Raw genomic sequence first — 20,711 nt, 5'->3', positions numbered from 1 at the left:
CGGTCGGCGTATGGGCGGAAGGCCCATGGGCCTTCCGGGGACGGGATCAGGGAGATCCTGCGCGCTCCGCACGCAGACGCGCCATCGCCTCCTCCGCCATGCGGGGGTCGAACTCCCCGGCGAGCTTGGCGGTGACGACCGTGGCGACGCTGTTGCCGATCACGTTGGTGGTGGCGATGGCGATCGACATGAACCGGTAGACGCCGAACAGGATCGGCAGGCCTTCGAGCGGCAGCACGCCGGTCGCCGCCACCGTCGCGGCGAAGACCACGAAGCTGCCGCCCGACACGGTCGCCGCGCCCTTCGAGGTGAGCAGCATCACGGCCAGGATGCCGAGCTGCTGCCCGAGGTCGAGCGGCACGTGATAGGCGTTGGCGAGGAAGATCACGCCCATCGACATGTAGATCGACGTGCCGTCGAGGTTGAAGGCGTAGCCGGTGGGCAGAACGAGGCCGACCGATTGCCGCGAGCAGCCGTAGGTCGGCAGCTTCTCGAGGAGGCGCGGCAGCACGCTCTCCGAGGAGGCGGTGCCGAGCACGATGAAGATCTCCTCCCTGATGAAGGCGAGGAAGCGGAACAGGTTGATCTTGAACAGGGCCGAGATCGCCCCGAGCACGATCACGATGAACGCGATCACCACGGCGTAGAAGCTCAGCACGAGGTAGATCAGCGAGAGCAGCACGCTCGTGCCGCTCGACCCGACCGCGAAGGCGACCGCCCCGAAGGTGCCGAGCGGCGCGCACCACATGATCAGGTGGATGAACTCGAAGAACGCGTCCGAGATCGTGGTGAGGCCGCGCTCGATCGGCTGACGCTTCTCGGGGGGCAGGTTCAGCAGGGCCGCGCCGAAGATCAGCGCGATCACCAGGACCTGGAGCAGCTCGCCGCGGGCGAACGCGCCGATGAAGTTGTCGGGGAAGACGTTGAGGATGAAGTCGAGCGTCGAGTGCGGCGCGGCGGCCCCCGTCGGCGCCTTGCCCTGCGCGAGGGTGGCCTTGGTCGTCTCCGCCATGCCCTGGCCGACGCCGAGCAGGTTGCCGGCGAGCAGGCCCACCGCCAATGCCAGGGTCGAGACGATCTCGAAGTAGAGCATCGCGATCAGCCCGACCTTGCCGACGCGCTTGAAGTCGCCCGCCGAGGTCACGCCGACGACGACGCAGAGGAAGACCAGCGGCGCCACCGCCGTCTTGATCAGCCGCAGGAAGATGTCGCCGAGGATCTTCAGCTGCGCGGCGAACGTCGTAAAAAATGCGGCAAAATCAAAGACCTGGAGAAGCTTCGCGATTGCAGCGCGATCGTGAAGCGCTCCAGCGTCTCAACCGGACGTCGCGCCGTCCGTGCGGTTGGCGGAGCCCGACGCCGCGGCCACGTATTTCCGCGTCTGCGCGAAGGCGTCGTCCAGCGGCGACAGGTCGTCCGACCGCGACAATTCCGTAAAGCGCGCGGCCAGCGCCTCGGGAGCGTCCGGGCCGGCGCCGAGGAAGACCGCCGGCGATTCGACGATGCAGGCGACCGCGAAGCTTCCCGCGCCGGCGCCGAGGATCGTGCGGGACGGGGCGTCCTCGCCGACGAGGAAGAGCACTCCCGGCGTCACCGATTCCGGCGACAGGAGCGACGCCTCGTCCGGCGGAAACAGGCCGTTGGTCATCGCCGTCGACGCGGTCGGCGCCAGGGTGTTGACGCGAATACCGTACTTCGCGCCCTCGAGATGCAGGACGTTCATCAGACCGATCATCGCGGCCTTGGCCGCCCCGTAATTCGCCTGGCCGAAATTGCCGTAGAGGCCCGAGGACGACGAGGTGAAGACGATCCGGCCGTATTGCCGCTCGCGCATCCCGTCCCAGACCGCCTTGGTGCAGTTGGCCGATCCGATCAGGTGGACGTCGACGACGCGTCTAAAGTCCGCCATGTCCATCTTGGCGAAGCTCTTGTCGGCCAGGATGCCGGCGTTGTTGACGAGGATGTCGACCCGGCCCCAGCGGGTTTCGGCGCGCGCGACCATCGCCCGGATCTGATCGAGGTCGGACACGTCGGCGCCGTTCGCCACGGCTTCGCCGCCGGCCGCCTCGATCTCCGCCACGACGCTGAGCGCCGCGTCGGGCGGCTCGCCGTCGCGGCCGAAATCGTTGACGACGACGCGGGCGCCACGGGCCGCGAGACCGAGTGCGTGCGCGCGTCCGAGTCCCCGGCCGGCACCGGTGACGATCGCGACGCGTCCATCGAATCTGATGCTCATGGGTTCACCCCTCCTTGCTCATGGACATCCTGCGGCGAGGGCGGCCGCGCGGTCTGCGGGCGGGCGCTCAGGCGGTGGCGCGCCCGGCCGCTCCCTCGCGGTAGCGCCTGCGGAACCACGCCGCGGCGGCGCGGATGTCGAGGGCCAGGTGAAAGCGCGCGGCGTCCGGATCCCGGCCCTCGACCGCCGCGACGATCCGGTCGTGGACGCGGGAGCCCGCCTCGAACATCACGCGGGATTCGGGCGTCCGCAGCGCGACGGCCATGACCGGGCCCGAGCGCAGCCAGAACTGCGTGATCACCTCGAGGAGCTGGGGCGACGCGGCGCCCTCGTAGAGCGTGAAGTGGAAGCGCCGGTTCGCCCCGAGAACGCCTTCCGTGTCGCCCGCCGCGATCGCCGCCCGCATGCTGTCGTTCGCCTCCCGCAACCGTGCGGCGAGGTCGCCGGGAGCGCGGATCGCCGCCCGGTAGGCGGCGAAGCCCTCGACGGTGCAGCGGATCCGGACCAGCTCGGCGTGGAGGTCGAAGTCGAAGGGCGCGACCCGGAACGTCCGGTTCGGAAGCTGGACCAGGGCCTTCTCGGCGACGAGACGCTGGATGACGCCGCGGATCGGCATCGGGCTGGTCCCCACCGCCTGGGCGAGGGAGCGGATCGTCACGGCCTCGCCGGGGACGAAGCGGCCCTGGTGCAGCGCGGCCTGGAGCGCGAGGTAGACGCGCCCCTGCACCGTGCTGACATCGACCGACTCGACCCTGTCGTCCATGTCGCCCACCCTTCCCGATCCGGGAACGCCTTGCCCGAGGTGAACGCGTTGCCCGAGGGGCGGTCCGTCCCGCTCCGGGATCCTTCGCACGATCGCAGCGCGGCAGCAACGATCCGACGGGTAACCGTTACTGAGATCGATGATCCGTGATCCGTGATCACAATTCTTGACACGATCCTTCCCCTGCGTGATGCTGATCGTGGGAGAGCCCCTCGCAGAGGGGCTCGCCGGCGATAACCGTGGCACAGCGGGACGCCGGCGGACGCATCGAGGGGCGGCGCATCCGGGGGCGAAGAGCCCCGGGGCGCCCCGTCGGGCCGCCGTGCTCCCCACCTCCGTGACGCGATCGCCACCGTCCCGTGCGGACGTCCGTGGCCCCACGCAGACCATCGAGCGGGAACACACCATGACATCGCTGAAGGCCCTGGCCCTCTCGCTCGCATGCGGGGGGCTGCTGAGTTCGCTCGCCCCGGCCCCGGCCGACGCGGCGGACAAGAAGTTCAAGATCTTCCTCAGCATGAGCTTCATCGGCAACGACTGGCAGGCCGAGGCCGCCAACATGATCAAGGCCATGGCCGCCTCGCCCGGCCTGCGCGACAAGGTCGATCTCGAGGTGCAGGTCGCCGGCCCCAACGCGCAGAAGCAGATCCAGCAGATCAACGCGATGGTCCAGGCCGGCGCCCAGGCCATCGTCGTCTATCCGATCTCGCCGACGGCCCTGAACATGGCGGTCAAGGCCGCCTGCGCCCGGAACGTGGTCGTGATCGCCTACGACTCGATCATCTCGGAGCCCTGCGCCTACAACGTCCACATCAACCAGATGGAGTGGGGCCGGGCCTCGGCGCAGTGGCTCGCCGACACGCTCCACGGCAAGGGCAACGTCGTCCTCGTCACCGGCGTGCCCGGCACCACCGTCGACACGCTGCGGACCGGCGGCGCCAAGGAGGTGCTGGCGCGATACCCGGACATCAGGATCCTGGCCGAGGTGAGCGGCCAGTGGAGCCAGGCGGTGGCGCGCACGGAGCTGTCGAAGGTCCTCGCCACGCGCGCCTGGGACCAGATCGACGGGCTGTGGATGCAGGCCGGCTGCTACACCGCGAACGCGATGCAGGCCGAGGCCGGCATCCCCGACGAGAAGATCCGCCCCTGCGCGGGCGAGGCCTCGAATGGCGGCCGCCTCCAGATGCTGCCGAAGGAGACCAGGGTCGAGGGCACCGGCGGCAGCTACCGCCCCATGGGCGCGCCGCGCTGGTCGTCGGGCTCGCAGAACTTCACCGGCGCGCTCGCCCTGAAGCTCGCGGTGGACAAGCTGGAGGGCAAGACGATCCCCCCGCTCACCGAGGTCCCGCAGGCCATCGTGACCAACGCGACCGTCAGGCTGTGCCAGGAGGGCAGCTGGGCCGAGATGAAGGCGGGCTGCAACGTGTTCCAGCCCGCGATCATCACCAATCCCGGCTGGTTCGCCTCGATCTACTCGCCCGACACGCCCGGGCTCGGCCTGAACGCCGCCCTCCTCGGCCAGCCCGAGCCATGAGCGCGCCGTTCCTCCCGGCAACCGTCGCTGTGGCGGGCCTGTGCAAGGCCTACGGCCCGACGGTCGCCCTCGACGATGTCGGCTTCTCGATCGAGGCGGGCAGCGTCCACGCGCTCCTCGGCGAGAACGGGGCCGGCAAGTCCTCGCTGGTCAAGATCCTGTCCGGCCTCGTCCGGCCGGATGCCGGGCAGATCCTCGTCGCCGGCCGGCCGGTCTCGCTGTCCGGCCCGCGCGCCGCGCAGGGCCTGGGCATCCAGACGGCGTTCCAGGAGATGACGCTCATCCGCGACCTCACGGTCCTCGACAACATGGCGCTGCCGGCCGCCCCGACGAACGCGCTCGGGATGGTGCGGGGCCGCGCCGTCGAGGACGCGGTCTCGGCTCATTTCGCGGATCTCGGCCTCGAAGGCATCGACCTCTCCGCCGAGGTGGGCGAGCTGGAACTCGCCGAGCGCCAGAAGGTCGAGATCGCCCGCGCGGTCTTCCGCCGGCCCCGGATCCTCCTCCTCGACGAGCCCTCCTCCACCCTCTCGGGCTCGGACGTCGACTGGCTCGGGCGGGTCATCGACCGGCAGCGCGCGGCCGGCGTGACGATCGTCTTCATCTCCCACCGCCTCGTCGAGGTCCGGGCCTTCTGCTCGGGCGTCACCGTCCTGCGCGGCGGCCGGCACGTCGCCACCGGCGCCGTGGACGCCCTCACGGACGGCGAGCTGGTCGGCCTGATCGCCGGGCGCAACCTCGTCCATTCCTTCCCGCCCCGCGCATCCGTGCCGCACGAACGGGGCCCGGAGGTGCTGCGCGGCGAGCGCCTCGCGACGGCGGGCAAGCTCCGCGACGCCTCCTTCTCCCTGCACCGGGGCGAGATCCTGGGCGTCGCCGGCTTGCAGGGGATGGGGCAGCTCGACCTGTTCCTGGCGGCCTTCGGCATGGCCGACCTGACCGGGGGCCGCTTCCGCGTCGACGGGAAGGAGGTCGCCATCGCCTCGCCCCGCGACGCCATCGACGCGCGCATCGGCATCAGCCTCCTGCCCGAGGACCGCAAGACCGAGGCGCTGTTCCTCAAGCTCGACGGCACGCACAACGCCTCGCTGCCGACGATCGGCCGCTTCACGCGGCTCGGCCTCGTCGACGCGGCACGCGAGCGGGCCGCGGTCGAGCGCGCCTTCCGGCTGGTCGAGGTCGACCGGCGCGCGCTCTGGACGCCGGTCGGCGCCTTCTCCGGCGGCAACCAGCAGAAGGTCGCCATCGCCAAGTGGCTGCTGGCCGAGAGCCGCATCTTGATGGTCTACGACCCGACCCGCGGCATCGATGTCGGCACCAAGAACGAGCTCTACCGCCTGCTCCAGGCCTATGCGCGGATGGGCGGCGCCGTCCTGTTCTACTCGACCGAGATCCCCGAACTCGTCCACCTCGCCGACCGCGTGATGGTGTTCTACGGCGGCCGCGTGGCCGCGGAGCTGTCCGGCGACGGGCTGACGGAGGAATCCATCCTCGCGGCGGCGCTGGGCGGACATGCCGAGACTGCGAGATCCGCCTGATGAGCCACACCGCCATGCCGGGCGCGACCGTGCCGCGCCACACGCCCCCGCGCCACACGCCCCGGACGCCTCACCCCGCGCCGCGCCGGCTCCGGCTCCGGCTCGGACGCCACCGGGGACTGGTCACGGCGTTCCTCGTCCTCCTCGCCCTCCTGGGTCTGCTCGCCGCGGGCAGCGCGCGGCCCCTCGGCTATGAGGACCTCGCGCAGCTCGCGGCCTCGGGAGCGACCCTGGCGATCCTGTCCGCCGGCCTGACGGTCGTCGTCATCGCCGGCGGGCTCGACCTGTCGGCAGCGGCGGTCGTGTCCCTCGTCAATTGCGTGCTCGCGACCTGGTCGCCGGACGGATCGAGCTCGCCGCCCGCGCTCATCGGCCTCGGCCTCGCGACCGGCCTCGCCTGCGGCGCCTTCAACGGGATCCTCGTCGCCCTGCTGCGCCTGCAGCCGATCGTGGTCACGCTCTCGACCATGTTCATCCTGCAGGGCCTCACCCTGCTGGTGATGGAGAAGCCCGGCGGCACGGTCTCGCCCGCCCTCTCGGCCCTCATGACCGGCGACCTCGTCCCGGGCGTGCTGCCCGCGCCGGTGGCGCTGGTCGTCGGGCTGCTGCTCCTCTGGGCCTGGCTCAAGCGGACGCCGCTCGGACGGGCGATCTACGCGGTCGGCAGCGACGCGGAGGCGGCGCACGCCGCCGGCCTCCGCTCGCGGCTCACCGTGTTCCTCACCTACGTCGTCGGGGGCGCCTGCTACGGCCTCGCGGGCGTCTTCGTCAGCGCCCAGACCGGCTCCGGCGATCCCCTCGTCGGCAATCCGATGCTCCTGCAGATGTTCGCCGCCGTCGTGGTCGGCGGAACCCCGCTGGGCGGGGGGCGCGGCGGCTGCACCGGCTCGGTGCTCGGTGCCTACATCCTGATGATCACCGTCAACATCCTGCTCGTCCTCAACGTCTCGGCGTCCTACTCCACCGTCGCGGAGAGCCTGATCCTGCTCCTGGCGGTCCTCGCGGCCTCCCTCAGGCGCGGTTCGGCCCTGTGGGGGGCGCTCCGCGCCGGGAGCCGGCACCTCGCGGCCCGGGCGGCCGGCCGGCTGCCGCGGCAGGTCGGCCTGGAGGCGACGCGCCTGCGGCTGCCGGACCCGCCGGAGCGCGGCGGCACGGCGGATCCCGGATTCCTCGCCCGGCACGGCGACGGCCTGCGCCGCGCGCTGCCCGCCTATCTTGGCTTCGCCCTCATGGTCGTCGCCACCCAGGCGCTGTTCGGGAAGGCCCTGTTCAGCGGGTCCTACTACGACAGCCTCCTCGTGCTCTCGTCCTTCCTCGCGGTCCTGGCCCTCGGCCAGGGCACGGTCATCCTCACCGGCGGCCTCGATCTCTCCGTCCCATGGACGATCGGCCTGTGCGGGATCGTCCTCGCCGGGATGGTCAAGGGCTCGGATGCGGCGCTCCTCTACGCCGTCCCGGGCGTGCTCGGGCTCGGGGCCGCCATCGGGCTCGTCAACGGCCTCGGGATCGTCCTGCTCGGCCTGTCGCCGATCGTGATGTCGCTCGCGACGAACGGCATCCTTCAGGGGATCGCCCTCGTCTGGTCGGGCGGCACGCCCGACGGCTTCGCCTCGCCGGCGTTGCGCGCCTTCATGACCTCCCACGTCTTCGGACCGACGCCCGTCGTCGTCGTCCTGGCCGTGTTCGCCGCCGCGGCCGTGCTGCTGCTCGGCCGCACGGCGTTCGGGCGGCGCGTCTACGCGATCGGCAACAACCGCCGGGCCGCCGCCCTGTCGGGCGTCGCGGTCGGACCGGTGCTGCTCCTCGTCTACATGCTCTCGGGCCTGTGCGCGGCGATCGTCGGCATCCTGCTCACGGGCTTCTCGGGCCAAGCCAGCCTCGGCATGGGCGACGAGTACCTGCTGCCCTCGATCGCGGTCGCGGTGGTGGGCGGGACCCTCATCACGGGCGGCCGCGGCTCGTACCCCGGCATGCTCGGCGGCGTGCTCCTGCTGACGGCGCTGCAGACCCTGCTGGCCGGCACGACCGTCCCCTACGCGGCCCGGTCGATCCTGCTCGGCCTCGTCGTCCTCGGAGCAGTGACGGCGTTGCGGGAGCGCCGTCCATAGGGCGCCCGCCGCCACCCGGGCAAGCACACGGGATCGCCTTCCGACGATCCGTACGGCGAGGATTCCACGCCATCACGCCGGCCCCGGCGAGCGGGCCGGTCGACGAAGAGACTGGGAGAAACGCATGACGATCATCCGCCACGGCCGCGGCCGGAACCCGCTCGCCGGCTTCAAGGTCGATCCCGGCGCCATCCGGCACGTCGGGCGCGACCTGAACCGGCCCGAATGCATCCTCGCCGAGCGGGACGGCAGCCTCTGGACCGCCGACGCCCGCGGCGGCGTGGTCCATATCGCGCCGGACGGCACGCAGCGGCTCGTCCTCCAGGAGACGGGCACGGCGGCGGGCGCGACCGGCGACCTCCTGTCCGGGACGCTGCCGAACGGGCTCGCCTTCGCGGCCGATGGCGACGTGCTGGTCTCCAATTTCGGCACCGACCGGCTCGAGCGCATGACGCGGTCGGGCCGGACGCGCGTCGTGCTCGACAGCATCGACGGCCGGCCGCTCGGCAAGGTCAACTTCGTCCTGCGGGACTCGAAGGACCGACTCTGGATCACGGTGTCGACCACGGTGAATCCGTGGAGCGAGGCGATCAGCACCGCCCTGGCGGACGGCTACGTCGTGCTCGTCGACGAGAAGGGCCCGCGGATCGTCGCGGACGGGTTCCGCTTCACCAACGAGATCCGGCTCGATGCGACGGAGGAGTGGCTCTACGTCGCCGAGACGACGGGCAAGTGCGTCACGCGCCTGCGCGTCCAGCCCGACGGGTCCCTCACCGATCGCGAGACCTACGGCCCGTCCAACCTGGGCGCCGGGCTGATCGACGGCATCGCCTTCGACAGGTTTGGCAATCTCTGGGCCACGATGATCTTCGCCGACCGGCTGGTGGCGATCACGCCGGAGGGGAACCTCCTCGAACTGCTCGACGACGGCGACGCCGCGGCGACGCGCCGGTTCGAGCAGGCCTTCGCGACTGGACTTCCCGTTCCGGTCGACGTGATCATGGCCTGCGGCGGGCCCACCTGCCCCATGATGACGAGCGTGACGTTCGGCGGGCCGGACCTGTCGACGGTCTATCTCGGGGGCCTGAGGACGACGTCGGTGCCGTCCTTCGCGAGCCCCGTCGCGGGCCTGCCCATGGTCCACTGGTAGAGCGGTCCCGCCGCTCCCGGCGGACGCGCCCGCCGGGAGGAGCCCGGGATCAGAGCTTGACCCAGGCTCCGTCGCGCCTCGACGACGCGACGCAGGCCTCGACGAAGGCCACGCCCTTGAGCCCGTCGTCGATCGTCGGATAGACGACCGCCGCCTCGACCGCCGCGCCGCTCTTCCGGGCGTTGATCGCCTGCGCCGCCTCCGAATAGATGGTCGCGAAGGCTTCGAGGTAGCCCTCCGGATGGCCGCACGGAATGCGCGACACGCGGGCGGCCGCGGGGCCGGTTCCGGCGCCGGCCCGGGTGAGCAGCCGCTTCGGCTCGCCGAAGGGGGTGAACCAGAGGTAGTTCGGGTCGGCCTGCACCCATTCGAGCCCGCCCCTCGTGCCGTAGACGCGGATCTTGAGGCCGTTCTCGTGGCCCGGCGCCACCTGGCTGCACCACAGCATGCCCTTCGCGCCGCCCCTGAAGCGCAGGAGCACGTGGGCGTTGTCGTCGAGCCGCCGGCCCTCGACGAAGGAGTCGAGATCGGCAGCCAGGCTGTCGAGCGTCAGTCCGGTGACGAAGCAGGCGAGGTTGTAGGCATGCGTGCCGATATCGCCCGTCGACCCGCCCGCGCCCGACTGCGCCGGGTCGGTCCGCCACACCGCCTGCTTGGCGCCGGTCTGCTCGATGGCCTCCGTCAGCCAGTCCTGCGGGTACTCGACCTGGACGACGCGGATCGTGCCGAGGTCTCCTGCAGCCACCATCTCGCGCGCCTGCCGCACCATCGGATAGCCGGTGTAGTTGTGCGTCAGGATGAACAGCGCGTCGCTCTCGTCGGCGACCGTCTTGAGCTTCTCCGCGTCGGCCAGGGTGGAGGTCAGCGGCTTGTCGCAGATGACGTGGATGCCGCGCTGCAGGAATTCCCTGGCGGCGTCGTAATGCAGGTGGTTCGGCGTGACGATCGAGACCGCCTCGATCCCGTCCGCCCGGCCCGCCTCGCGGATCGCCATCTCCCGGTAGTCGGCATAGGTGCGGCCCGGGTCGAGGCCGAGGTCGCGCCCGGAGGCGATCGCCTTGTCGGGCGTCGACGACAGGGCTCCGGCCACGAGCTCGAACCGGTCGTCCAGCCGCGCGGCCATGCGGTGGACCGCACCGATGAAGGCGCCCGTCCCACCCCCGACCATGCCGAGCCGGATGCGCGGCGGCCGCGCCTGGTCCTGCTTGCCCTCGATTGCCATGGCACGCTCCCCTTCAGATCCCCAGCATGCGCCGGTTGGCCGCCTCGTCGGTGCCGCCGCTGGCGAAGTCGTCGAAGGCCTTGTCCGTCACGCGGATGATGTGCGCCTTGACGAACTCGGCCCCCTCGCGCGCGCCGTCCTCGGCGTTCTTCAGCGCGCATTCCCACTCGACCACCGCCCAGCCGTCGAAATCGTTGGCCGCCATCTTGGAGAAGACCGCCCCGAAATCGACCTGCCCGTCGCCGAGCGAGCGGAACCGGCCGGCCCGGGCGACCCAGCCCTGGTAGCCGCCATAGACGCCCTGCCGGCCGGTCGGGTTGAACTCCGCGTCCTTGACGTGGAACATCTTGATCCGGTCTTTGTAGATGTCGATGTTGTCAAGATAATCCAGGCATTGCAGGACGTAATGCGACGGATCGTAGAGCATGTTGGCGCGGGAATGATGCTTCACCCGCTCCAGGAACATCTCGAAGGTGACGCCGTCGTGAAGGTCCTCGCCCGGATGGATCTCGTAGCAGACGTCGACGCCGCATTCCTCGGCATGGTCCAGGATCGGGGTCCAGCGCCGCGCCAGTTCGTCGAACGCGGTCTCGATCAGGCCGGCCGGACGCTGCGGCCAGGGATAGAGGTAGGGCCAGGCGAGCGCGCCGGAGAAAGTCGCGTGGGCGTCGATCCCGAGATGTCTCGACGCGCTCAGCGCCATCCTGACCTGATCGACCGCCCATTCCTGGCGCGCCTTCGGGTTGCCGCGCACCTCCGGCGCGGCGAAGCCGTCGAAGCCCTCGTCATAGGCCGGATGCACCGCCACGAGCTGTCCCTGGAGATGGGTCGAGAGTTCCGTGACCTCGACGCCGTTCTGCCGGGCGATGCCGGCGAACTCGTCGCAGTAATCTTTTGACTCGGCGGCTCGCTTCAGGTCGATCAGCTGGCCGGCCCAGGACGGCACCTGCACGCCGACATAGCCCTTCTCCGCCGCCCATCGGGTGATCCCGTCCCAGGTGTCGAACGGCGCGGCATCGCCGGCGAACTGGCCGAGGAAGATCGCCGGCCCCTTGATCGTCTTCATCGGGGTGTCCTCTTTGAGAAACGAGAGCGTCGGTGTTCCGGAATCCTCGACGCCTGTTCAACTTGCTCGACAGTAGAGACATTCTCCGCGTCATTCCGGGGCCGCGCAGCGGAGCCCGGAATGACCAAGAGGGGTGGAAGCCGATGGAGGCCAATCAAACAGGCTCCAATCTATCTGCCGTGTCGGACGTAAGGACGAGGGCGAGTGCGACGCCCCTCAACGGACCGATTGGCACCTCAAGTGTCAGAACGGCGAATCCGGAAAGTAATAAGCCTTGGCGTTGTCCTTGGTCACCAGCGTGGCGTCGAGGATGTAGGTGCCGCTGACTGGGACCTGATCGTAGAAATTGGCGGCGGTGAGCTGCATCGCGGTGGAGACCATCGCCGGTGGATAGAGCACGTCGACCGGCACCATCTTGTCGCCGTCCATCACCCGCTTGATCATGTCCTTGGAGCCGGCGCCGCCGACGATGTACTTGATGTCGGTGCGCTTGGCCTGGGTGATCGCCTCCATCACGCCGACCGCCATGTCGTCGTCCTGGCACCAGACCACGTCGATCTTGGGGTACTTCGTCAGGTAATCCTGCATCACGCGGAACGCGTCGTCGCGGCTCCAGTTGCCGAACTGGCGGGCCAGAACCTTGACCTTGGAGCCGGCGATGCCCTTGTCGAAGCCGTCCTGGCGCTGCTGGTCGATCGGGATCGGCAGGCCGCGGATGACGACGACCTGGGCGTCCGGCGTGGTCTTGGCGATGTACCGGCCGGCGACCTCGCCCAAAGCCGGGTTGTTGCCGGCGACGTAGAGGTCGCGGATGGAATCGTCGTTGGTCGAGGGCGCGCGGTCCACCAGCGCGACGAAGGTGCCCTTGTCCTTGACGTCCTTGATCGCGTTGACGAGCGGGTCCGGATCGGTCGGCAGGATGACGAGCGCGTTCAGGCCCTGCACCGCCAGGTCCTGCACGGCATTGGCCTGCGAGGCGGCGTCCGGCGAGGTCTTGACGATGACCTTGAGGCCCGGATGCTCCTTCATCAGGAGCTTGGCGACGCGCTCGGCGTGGAAGACCACGCCGGCGGTCCAGCCGTGGTCCGCCGCCGGGATCGACACGCCGATCGTCACCTTCCTGTCCTGCGCGAGAGCGACGGCAGGGGCCAGGGCGACCGAGGCGGCCAAGGCGGCGACAAAGGCGGCGGCCGCGAGCCCGAATGGTCTTCTGAGCATGGTTCCTCTCCCGGGTCGGGTCTTATGGTCGAAGGCCGGGCGCGACCCTCTGAGCCCGGCCGTTGTCGTGATGAACTCGGATTATTTGCGCATCAGCGAGCGCTGCACCAGCATGGCGACGATGATGATGGCGCCCTGCATCGCGCCGATCAGGTATTCGCTGACGAAGTTCGACAGGAGCAGGATGTTGCCGACCACCTCGAGGATGACCGCGCCGCAGACCGTGCCCCAGACCCGCCCGACGCCGCCCCGGAGCGCCGTGCCGCCGATCACCACCGCGGTGATCGCCTGCAATTCCCAGAAGCTCCCGGTCGTGGCCGAGGTCGAGCCGAGGCGCGGCACGTAGAGGATCACCGCCACGCCGACGCAGATCCCCTGGATCACGTAGGTGAGGGTGCGGACCCGGTTGATCGCAATGCCGGAATAGCGCGCGACCTCCTCGTTCGATCCGATCGCGGTGACGTGCCGGCCGTACCGGGTGCGGTAGAGCACGAAGGCGCAGATCGCCGCCACCACGAGGATGACGACGATCGGCACCGGCACGCCGAGGAGGCTGCCCGAGTAGACCGGCCGGTAGAGCGCCATCAGGTCCCGGTCGCGCACGGTGATCGCGCCGCCCTGGGACAGCCAGTAGGTCAGGCCGCGGAAGATCCCCATCGTGCCGAGCGTCGCGATGAAGGGCTCGATCCGCCCGACCGTGGTGATCAGGCCGTTCACCAGGCCGCAGGCCGCGCCGAGCGCCAGCGCCAGCGCCATCCCGAGCAGCAGCTCGGTCAGCGGGTCGGCGATGCCGGCGGCGTTGAAGAACAGGATCGTCAGGCTCGCCACGAAGGCGAGCATCGACCCGACCGACAGGTCCAGGCCGCCGGCGGTCATCACGTAGGTCGCCCCGAGGGCGATGACGGCGATGAAGGCGCTGCGGGTGACGACGTTGCCGAGATTGGCGAGCGACACGAAGTTCGGGTTGGCGAAGTAGCCGAGCACCAGCAGCAGGGCCAGCGCGACGAACGGGGCGATCGCCGCCATGTCCCAGTCCCGGGACGCTCTGGCCCGCACGGCGGGCGCCGCCGCCTCACCGGGGCCGGAAGGGGCTGAGGTCGCGCTCATGCCGCTTCTCCCGCCGTCACGCCCGTCGCCAGCTGGACGATCTCGTTCTCGGTCATGCGCTCCCCCGCGACCTCGCCGACGATCCGGCCGGACCGCATCACCAGGATGCGGTCGCAGATGCCGATCAGTTCCGGCATCTCCGACGAGACGACGACGATCGCGCGTCCCTCGCCGGCCAGCGCGGCGATGAAGTAATAGATCTGTTCCTTGTTGCCGATATCGATGCCGCGGGTCGGCTCGTCGATGATGACGACCTTGGGATCGAGCAGCATCATCTTGGCGAGCAGGAGCTTCTGCTGGTTGCCGCCGGAGAGCTGGCCCGCCAGGATCGTCCGCGACCCGGTGCGGATGTCGAAGTCGCGGATCGCCCGGTCGAGGGCCGCTTCCTCCTTCCGCCGGTCGATCCGCAACAGGCCGCCGAACTGCTTCAGCGAGGCCAGCGTCAGGTTGACGACCAGATCCTTGGCGAGCAGCAGGCCCTTGCCCTTGCGGTCCTCCGACAGGTAGGCGACGCCCGCCTTGAGGCTCGCCTGGACATCGGTGAAGCGCACCGGGCGGCCGAACAGGCGGACCGACCCGCGCCCCGGCCGCAGGCCGACGAGGCCCTCCATCAGTTCCGTCCGGCCGGCGCCGACGAGGCCGGCGAAGCCGAGGATCTCGCCCCTGCCGAGCCGGAACGACGCCTCCTGCGCGTAGCCCGGCACGGTGAAGCGGTCGACCTCCAGCACCGTCTCGCGGGTCTCGGCCGCGTGCCGGTCCGGGTAGAGCTTCGCCACGTCGCGGCCCACCATCAGCCGTGCCATGTCGGCCGGCTGGAGCGCGTCCGCCGGATGGGACGCGACGAGGCGCCCGTCGCGCAGGACCGTCACCCGGTCGGCGATGTCCTTCACCTCGGTCAAGCGGTGCGAGATGTAGAGCACGCCGACGCCCTTGCGGCGGATCGCGCGGATCACGTTGAGCAGGGCGTCCGTCTCGTGCGGGGTCAGCGAGGCCGTCGGCTCGTCGAAGATGACGATGCGGTGGGGCACGAGCAGCACGCGGGCGATCTGCACGAGCTGGCGCTGCGCGATCGACAGCCGCGAGACGATGATATCCGGATCGAGGTCGCCGCCGAGGTCGCGGATCGCCCGGCGGGCGCCCTCGTTCATCGTACGCTCGTCGAGCGTCATGCCCCGGCCGATCTCCCGGCCGAGATAGATGTTCTGCGCGACCGTCAGGTCCGGCGCCAGGAGGATCTCCTGGTGGACCAGCACGATGCCGCGGCTTTCCGCATCCGCCGGCCCGGAGAACGACACGGCCTCGCCGTCGATCCGGATCTCGCCGCGCGACGGCGGCTGGTTGCCGGCCAGGATCTTCATGAGGGTGGATTTGCCTGCGCCGTTCTCGCCGATGATCGCCTGCACCTCGCCGGCGCGGACCGCGAGGTCGATGCCCTTGAGAACCTCCACCGCGCCGAACGACTTCGAGAGGCCGGAGGCTTCGAGGACGGGGGCGTTCGGCGCGGGGCCGGCAGAGGCGTCGGCCGGGTTCATGTGCGCGCGTCCCGGGCGGGCGAGATCCGGAGACGGTCGCGGGTTTCGTGTAGGCTACCCACGGCGGCATGGGCTGAGGGATCATGCCCCGGCGCATCGGACATCGGCTTCCTCCCCCCTCAGGTTCGCCCGGACCGTCTGGCGTCTGCCCGGTTTCGCTTCGTCTTTGCCTGTCGGCTTGGTTCCGAGACTCGCATGGCGATTGCGTTTCTGCAAGTATAAAACTACAAATCCCTAAATAATTTTTCGAATTGTCGCGATCATAAGAGCACGTTCTGCTCGTCTCTGCAGATGAGCTAGCAGCTGCCGATGCGGCGGAGCCATCCCCGGGAACATTTCGGCATGCTCGACAGTCTCAAAACCCTCCTCGTCATTCCGGGGCCGCGCAGCGGAGCCCGGAATCCAGAACCGCGGATGACTCAGGGTAATGCGAAACGTTTTCCGCTCCTTTCTGAACAACCTGAGTTTCTGGATTCCGGGTTCCGCTGCGCGGCCCCGGAATGACGGGCAGGGTGTCAAATCCGTCGAGGCCTAGTCGAACAGGTTCCGAAACGATCGGCCACGGAGACCCGATGCCGTTCGGGTCTCCCTCCGCTCAGCGCCAGCCGGCATCGACGAAGTAGCTGTGGCCGGTGCACATGCGCGCGTCGTCGGAGGCGAGGAACAGGACCAGGGCGGCGACGTCGGCGGGCTGGATCCGGCCGTCCAGGCACTGGGCCGCGACGATCTCGGCCGCGTCCTCCGGCCGGTACCAGCGCTCCTGCCGGGGGGTCTGGACATTGCCCGGCACGATCGTGGCGACACGGATGCCGTCGCGCCCGAGGTCGCGGGCGAGCGCCCGCGTCAGCCCTTCGATCCCGGCCTTGGCCATCTGGTAGAGCGGCAGGTCGCGCAGCCCGAGATGCCAGCTGATCGATCCGAAGTTGAGGATCACCCCGCCGCCGGCCCGCCGCAGGCCCGGCAGGGCGGCCTGGGCGGCGAAGAACACGTGGCGCAGGTTCACCGCCATGCGCTCGTCCCAGTAGGCCGGCGTCACGTCGGCGACCGGGTGGCGGTCGTCGTTGCCGGCATTGTTGACGAGGATGTCGAGCCCGCCGAGCGCCGTCTCGGCCTCGGCCACCATCGCGACGAGCGCGTCGAGATCGGTCAAGTCGCAATGGAGGTAGAGCGGGGGATGCGCCGCGCCGGGCGTCAGCCGCGCCACCAGGGCGGCGGCCGCGGCGTCGGCGATGTCGCAGAACAGCACCCGCGCGCCTTGCGCGACGAAGGCCTCGACCAGGGCCTCGCCGATGCCCGAGGCGCCGCCCGTGACGAGGACCCGCCGGGACCGCAGGCTGGGATAGGTCGCGCCCGCGGAGGATGGGTGGGATGCGGCAGGGAATTCCGGCCTACGGCCGTCCCGCAGCGAAGGCGAAGCCTCGTCGGACACCGTCATGCCCCCTCCCCTCGCCCGGCCTGAGCGACCGTCATGATGACCGAACGCCGTTCTGATAGCGCTCTCATTTGATAGCGCTACCATACCGCTGCCGGGCCGTGTCCTGTCAAGCGTCCCGGCGTGATCGACCGTACGGAGACGAGGCGAACCGCCCCGCTCAGCGCGGCGGGCCGTCCGAGGCGCGGCGGATCAGGGCGTGGTCGAGGACGATGTGCGTGCGCTCCGGCTCCTGGCCCAGGCGACACGCCCGCGCGGCCTTCAGGAGCAGGACCATCGCGGCATGCGACATCTCGCGGATCGGCTGGCGGATGGTGGTGAGCTCGGGCCAGATCGTCGTCGCGATGGCGGTGTCGTCGAAGCCGCACACCGTCAGGTCGTCGGGGACGGCGAGGCCGCGGCGCAGGGCGACCGCGACGGTCGCGGCGGCCATGTCGTCGTTGCTGGCGAAGATCGCGGTCGGCGGCTCAGGCCGGGCGAGCAGGTGCTCGGCCGCCTCCAGCCCCGAGCGGTAGGTGAACAGGCCGGGGGCGACGAGGTCGGGATCGACGGCGAGGCCCGCCTCCCGCATGCCGTCGCGATAGCCGAGGAAGCGGCGCTCGCTCGCGGTCTGGTCCGGGTTTCCCCGGATGAAGCCGATCCGGCGATGGCCGAGCGCCGCGATATGCGCGGTCATCGTCCGGGCCGCCGCGTAGCCGTCGATGCTGACGGCGCCGGTCGCCGGCTCGGCATACCAGGTGCCGACGCGCACCGCCGGCAGGCCAGATCCGACCAGGGCCGCGAGCACGTCCTCCGAGTCGCACAGGGGCGGCGGCAGGAGGAGCCCGTCGATCCCGCCGGACAGGACGCGGGCGGCGGTGGCGCCCTCCTGCCCCGGCTCGCAGATCTCGACCAGGAGCTGGGCCTGGGCCTGGCTCGCCGCACCGAGGCAGCCGACGAGGAACTCGTTGAGATAGGCCGCGCTCGGGTTGCTGTAGAGCAGGCCGATGCGGAGCTGGCTCACCCCGGCCAGGATCTGCGCCGAGATGTTGGGCCGGTAGTTCAGGGTGGCGATGGCGCGCTCCACCCGCTGGCGGGTGCCCGGCCGGACCTTCCCGTCGGCGTTGATGACCCGGGAGACGGTCATGGGCGAGACGCCGGCCTCGTGCGCCACGTCGCTGAGCGTCGGCGCCCCGGTCTGGCGCCGGGTCGGCGCCTTGCCGGCCTTGCTGTCCGATGCGGCCACGCCTCGTTCCCACTCCCCGGTTTCGTCCGGCGCCGCCGCGGGGATTCCCGTCGCGCGGGTGTCCATTCGATCACGGAGGAAAGCCGGGCGGAAGGCCCGTGCGCGTCTCGTCCACGGCGGGGCGAGGTCTCCCGCCAGCCGAGATTTTTTAATTTTGCGCTATTAAGTCGATCACAATTCAATTAAGTGGCCGTGCCGCGCCGTTCTCCCCCGTTCGGCGTGGCCGGTGGGCCGGGGCTTTCCCCCCGACGGTTCCGGTCCGCCGTCATGCCGGCACGGACGCGCGCCTGCGGATCGGCCGGCGGGTCCCGCCTCCGGGACCCGCCGCCAGGTCGGCCTCCCTCAGCCGCCGAACCGGTCGGCACGGGCCTGATGGCCGGCGAGGTCGACCAGGGTCGCGAACTCGCCGTAGGTCGTCATCGCGTCGGCGCGAGCGCGCGGCGTGCCGTCGCGCTTGAGCATGGCCAGGGTGTCCTCCATCGCCTTCACAGCGGAGAACAGGGTGCTCAGCGCGTAGAAGACGAGGCTGAAGCCCATCGCCTGGAGGTCGGCGGCGGTGAGCGCCACGGTCTCGTTGCCGTCGACGATCGAGACCACCTTCGGTCCCGGCACGGCCCGGGCGATCGCCTCGACCTCGGCGATGCGCTTGACGCCGTCGACGAAGACGAGGTCGACCCCGGCCTCTCGGTAGAGGACGGCCCGGCGGACCGCCTCGTCGAGGCCGGCCGCCGGCAGTGCGTCGGTGCGGCCGATGACCAGGAGGTCGTCCTCGCCCCGCGCCTCGACGGCGCAGGCCAGCCGCAGGGCGTTCTCCTCGGCATCGACGAGGCGGATCCCGGCGAGTTGGCCGCAGCGCTTGGGCGCCACCTGATCCTCGAGGTGGATCGCCGCGACGCCGGCCTGGACGTATTCGCGCACCGTGCGGTGGATGTTGGCCGGCCCGCCATAGCCGGTATCGGCGTCGGCGACGACCGGGATGGTCACCGCCCGGGTCATGATGCGGGCGTGCTCGGTCATCTCGGTCTGGGTCATCAGGCCGAGATCGGGCAGGCCGAGCCGGCCCGCCGTGGCGCCGAAGCCGGTCATGTAGACCGCCGGGAAGCCGGCCCGCTCGACGAGGCGGGCCGTCAGCGCATCGGCGGCGCCCGGCGCCATGACGATGCCCTCCGCCATGGCCGCGCGCAGCCGCGCGGCGGGGCTCCGACTCAGCGTCATGCCAGCGCTCCCTTCGAGGCGACCGCGCCGGTGCGGGGCTCCTCCTTGAGCTCGGCCCGGGCCGGGATCAGCGCGACGAGGAGCGCGGCGAGGAGCGCGCCGCCGCCGATCACCCACAGGCCGGCGAGGCCCGTGCCCGCCCAGCCTTCCGCCGCGACCTTGAGGTTGGGCGCGACGAAGCCGCCGAGATTGCCGATCGCGTTGATGATCGCGATGCCGCCGGCCGCCGCGAAGCCGCCGAAATAGCCCATCGGGAAGGTCCAGAAAATCGGCTGCGCGCTGATGAGGCCGGCGACCGAGACGCAGAGCGCCAGCACGGCGACGAGCGGCGGCAGGTAGCCCGAGGCAATCATGCCGAGGCCGGCGCAGAGAAGCGACACCGCCGCGAAGGTCCGCCGGCGGCCGGTGCGCTGGGCGAGCGCGGGCCAGAACGCGCTGACCGCGAAGGCGCAGAGCCACGGGATGCTGGTGACCAGGGTCACGGTGAAGCCGATCTTCGTGCCGAGCAGCGCACTCACCTGCGCCGGCAGGTAGAAGGCGATGCCGTAGCCACAGATCGCGATCGAGAAGTAGGTGAGCGCGAAGTGGATCAGCAGCGGGTTGCGGAAGATCGCGGAAAGCTTCACCGCGCCGTGGACCGACTTGGCGGCGTTCTCGGCGGCGATGGCGGCCTCGAGCGCGGCCTGCTGCCGGGCCGGCATCCAGGCGGCGTCGCGGGGCCGGTCGGTGAGGTAGAAATACGCCCACGCGCCGACGAGCGAGGCGGCCAGGCCCTCGACCAGGAACATCAGCTGCCAGCCGTACAGGCCGAAGGCGCCGTGCATGTCGAGGAGGAGCCCCGAGATCGGCCCGCCGAGGATGAAGCAGAGCGGCTGGCTGAGATAGAACAGGCCGAGGATCTGGGCCCGTTCCTTCGCCGGAAACCAGTAGGTCAGGTAGAGCAGCACGCCGGGGAAGAACCCGGCCTCGGCGACGCCGAGCAGCACGCGGAGCATCCAGAACGAGGTGTCGCCCTGCACGAAGGCCATCGCGGCGGCGAGCAGGCCCCAGGTCACCATGATGCGCGACAGCCAGACCCGCGCGCCGATCCGGTGCAGGATCAGGTTGCTCGGCAGCTCGAACACCGCGTAGCCGACGAAGAAGATGCCGGCCGCGAAGGCGAAGGCGGCTTCCGAGATCCCGGTCGAGAGCTGGAGCGCCTGCTTGGCATACGCCACGTTGGCGCGGTCGAGATAGGCCAGCAGGTACATCAGCACCAGGAACGGCACCAGGCGGCGCCGGGCGGTGGCGACGGCGGCCTCCGTCTCCGTTGGTGATGGAGCGGTGATAGATGTCATTGGGCGTTTCCCGTCGTTTGTTGTCGTG

The 20,711-nt window shown here is 70.4% G+C and carries 16 protein-coding genes; 4 read left to right on the top strand and 12 right to left on the bottom strand.

The annotated features are described in order from the left end of the window. Positions 1 to 46 precede the first annotated feature (46 nt). From BM430_RS10315 to BM430_RS34640, 3 genes are all read right to left on the bottom strand, one after another. Positions 47 to 1,285 (bottom strand): cation:dicarboxylate symporter family transporter, encoded by a 1,239-nt coding sequence (locus tag BM430_RS10315; protein WP_093567166.1) that lies wholly within the window; start codon positions 1,283 to 1,285, stop codon positions 47 to 49. A 30-nt stretch (positions 1,286 to 1,315) separates the two neighbouring features. Then, positions 1,316 to 2,236 (bottom strand): SDR family NAD(P)-dependent oxidoreductase, encoded by a 921-nt coding sequence (locus BM430_RS10310; RefSeq protein WP_093567165.1) that lies wholly within the window; start codon positions 2,234 to 2,236, stop codon positions 1,316 to 1,318. Between the two features lie 67 nt (positions 2,237 to 2,303). Further along, positions 2,304 to 2,999, bottom strand: a complete 696-nt coding sequence (locus BM430_RS34640) for a GntR family transcriptional regulator (protein ID WP_177303006.1) — start codon at positions 2,997 to 2,999, stop codon at positions 2,304 to 2,306. A 406-nt stretch (positions 3,000 to 3,405) separates the two neighbouring features. Between BM430_RS34640 and BM430_RS10300 the strand changes: the two genes are divergently transcribed. The 4 genes from BM430_RS10300 to BM430_RS10285 all read left to right on the top strand — a co-directional run bounded on the left by BM430_RS10300 (position 3,406) and on the right by BM430_RS10285 (position 9,329). After that, complete coding sequence (locus BM430_RS10300) at positions 3,406 to 4,533, top strand: sugar ABC transporter substrate-binding protein (protein ID WP_093567164.1); 1,128 nt, start codon at positions 3,406 to 3,408, stop codon at positions 4,531 to 4,533. Then, positions 4,530 to 6,071 (top strand): sugar ABC transporter ATP-binding protein, encoded by a 1,542-nt coding sequence (locus BM430_RS10295; protein WP_093567163.1) that lies wholly within the window; start codon positions 4,530 to 4,532, stop codon positions 6,069 to 6,071. The genes BM430_RS10300 and BM430_RS10295 overlap by 4 nt, the downstream gene beginning before the upstream one ends. Beyond that, positions 6,071 to 8,179 (top strand): ABC transporter permease, encoded by a 2,109-nt coding sequence (locus BM430_RS10290; RefSeq protein WP_280142271.1) that lies wholly within the window; start codon positions 6,071 to 6,073, stop codon positions 8,177 to 8,179. The genes BM430_RS10295 and BM430_RS10290 overlap by 1 nt, the downstream gene beginning before the upstream one ends. Positions 8,180 to 8,303: 124 nt before the next feature. Continuing rightward, positions 8,304 to 9,329, top strand: a complete 1,026-nt coding sequence (locus BM430_RS10285) for an SMP-30/gluconolactonase/LRE family protein (RefSeq protein ID WP_093567162.1) — start codon at positions 8,304 to 8,306, stop codon at positions 9,327 to 9,329. Between the two features lie 49 nt (positions 9,330 to 9,378). Here the strand turns inward: BM430_RS10285 and BM430_RS10280 are convergent, their stop codons facing one another. The 9 genes from BM430_RS10280 to BM430_RS10240 form a co-directional block, all read right to left on the bottom strand. Continuing rightward, on the bottom strand, positions 9,379 to 10,551 hold the full coding sequence (locus BM430_RS10280; RefSeq protein WP_093567161.1) for a Gfo/Idh/MocA family protein: 1,173 nt from the start codon (positions 10,549 to 10,551) through the stop codon (positions 9,379 to 9,381). A 13-nt stretch (positions 10,552 to 10,564) separates the two neighbouring features. After that, positions 10,565 to 11,617, bottom strand: coding sequence for a sugar phosphate isomerase/epimerase family protein (locus BM430_RS10275; RefSeq protein WP_093567160.1), 1,053 nt, complete (start codon positions 11,615 to 11,617; stop codon positions 10,565 to 10,567). Between the two features lie 243 nt (positions 11,618 to 11,860). After that, positions 11,861 to 12,835, bottom strand: a complete 975-nt coding sequence (locus tag BM430_RS10270; RefSeq protein ID WP_093567159.1) for a substrate-binding domain-containing protein — start codon at positions 12,833 to 12,835, stop codon at positions 11,861 to 11,863. A gap of 81 nt (positions 12,836 to 12,916) precedes the next feature. Beyond that, a complete protein-coding gene (locus BM430_RS10265) occupies positions 12,917 to 13,942 on the bottom strand; it encodes an ABC transporter permease (RefSeq protein WP_093567158.1) in 1,026 nt (341 codons plus the stop codon). Further along, positions 13,939 to 15,474: a sugar ABC transporter ATP-binding protein gene (locus BM430_RS10260; protein WP_093567157.1), complete on the bottom strand. Its 1,536-nt coding sequence runs from the start codon at positions 15,472 to 15,474 to the stop codon at positions 13,939 to 13,941. The genes BM430_RS10265 and BM430_RS10260 overlap by 4 nt, the downstream gene beginning before the upstream one ends. Positions 15,475 to 16,069: 595 nt before the next feature. Further along, positions 16,070 to 16,909 (bottom strand): D-xylose 1-dehydrogenase, encoded by an 840-nt coding sequence (locus BM430_RS10255; RefSeq protein ID WP_093567156.1) that lies wholly within the window; start codon positions 16,907 to 16,909, stop codon positions 16,070 to 16,072. A gap of 157 nt (positions 16,910 to 17,066) precedes the next feature. Next, positions 17,067 to 18,131 (bottom strand): LacI family DNA-binding transcriptional regulator, encoded by a 1,065-nt coding sequence (locus BM430_RS10250; protein WP_210188429.1) that lies wholly within the window; start codon positions 18,129 to 18,131, stop codon positions 17,067 to 17,069. A gap of 342 nt (positions 18,132 to 18,473) precedes the next feature. Next, positions 18,474 to 19,346 (bottom strand): isocitrate lyase/PEP mutase family protein, encoded by an 873-nt coding sequence (locus tag BM430_RS10245; RefSeq protein WP_093567154.1) that lies wholly within the window; start codon positions 19,344 to 19,346, stop codon positions 18,474 to 18,476. Beyond that, positions 19,343 to 20,683: an MFS transporter gene (locus BM430_RS10240; RefSeq protein WP_093567153.1), complete on the bottom strand. Its 1,341-nt coding sequence runs from the start codon at positions 20,681 to 20,683 to the stop codon at positions 19,343 to 19,345. The genes BM430_RS10245 and BM430_RS10240 overlap by 4 nt, the downstream gene beginning before the upstream one ends. Between the last annotated feature and the right edge of the window lie 28 nt (positions 20,684 to 20,711).

The sequence above is a fragment of the Methylobacterium sp. 174MFSha1.1 genome (genome assembly GCF_900116815.1).
Taxonomy (GTDB): Bacteria; Pseudomonadota; Alphaproteobacteria; order Rhizobiales; family Beijerinckiaceae; genus Methylobacterium.
The sequence above is the reverse complement of the archived record's forward strand: the minus strand, read 5'-3'. Positions and strand labels throughout refer to the sequence as shown.

Excerpts from the sequence above, each read along its gene's own strand:
- BM430_RS10310 (WP_093567165.1), bottom strand. The coding sequence starts at position 2,236 with ATGAGCATCAGATTCGATGGACGCGTCGCGATCGTCACCGGTGCCGGC.
- BM430_RS34640 (WP_177303006.1), bottom strand. The coding sequence starts at position 2,999 with ATGGACGACAGGGTCGAGTCGGTCGATGTCAGCACGGTGCAGGGGCGC.
- BM430_RS10300 (WP_093567164.1), top strand. The coding sequence starts at position 3,406 with ATGACATCGCTGAAGGCCCTGGCCCTCTCGCTCGCATGCGGGGGGCTG.
- BM430_RS10295 (WP_093567163.1), top strand. The coding sequence starts at position 4,530 with ATGAGCGCGCCGTTCCTCCCGGCAACCGTCGCTGTGGCGGGCCTGTGC.
- BM430_RS10290 (WP_280142271.1), top strand. The coding sequence starts at position 6,071 with ATGAGCCACACCGCCATGCCGGGCGCGACCGTGCCGCGCCACACGCCC.
- BM430_RS10285 (WP_093567162.1), top strand. The coding sequence starts at position 8,304 with ATGACGATCATCCGCCACGGCCGCGGCCGGAACCCGCTCGCCGGCTTC.
- BM430_RS10280 (WP_093567161.1), bottom strand. The coding sequence starts at position 10,551 with ATGGCAATCGAGGGCAAGCAGGACCAGGCGCGGCCGCCGCGCATCCGG.
- BM430_RS10275 (WP_093567160.1), bottom strand. The coding sequence starts at position 11,617 with ATGAAGACGATCAAGGGGCCGGCGATCTTCCTCGGCCAGTTCGCCGGC.
- BM430_RS10270 (WP_093567159.1), bottom strand. The coding sequence starts at position 12,835 with ATGCTCAGAAGACCATTCGGGCTCGCGGCCGCCGCCTTTGTCGCCGCC.
- BM430_RS10265 (WP_093567158.1), bottom strand. The coding sequence starts at position 13,942 with ATGAGCGCGACCTCAGCCCCTTCCGGCCCCGGTGAGGCGGCGGCGCCC.
- BM430_RS10260 (WP_093567157.1), bottom strand. The coding sequence starts at position 15,474 with ATGAACCCGGCCGACGCCTCTGCCGGCCCCGCGCCGAACGCCCCCGTC.
- BM430_RS10255 (WP_093567156.1), bottom strand. The coding sequence starts at position 16,909 with ATGACGGTGTCCGACGAGGCTTCGCCTTCGCTGCGGGACGGCCGTAGG.
- BM430_RS10245 (WP_093567154.1), bottom strand. The coding sequence starts at position 19,346 with ATGACGCTGAGTCGGAGCCCCGCCGCGCGGCTGCGCGCGGCCATGGCG.
- BM430_RS10240 (WP_093567153.1), bottom strand. The coding sequence starts at position 20,683 with ATGACATCTATCACCGCTCCATCACCAACGGAGACGGAGGCCGCCGTC.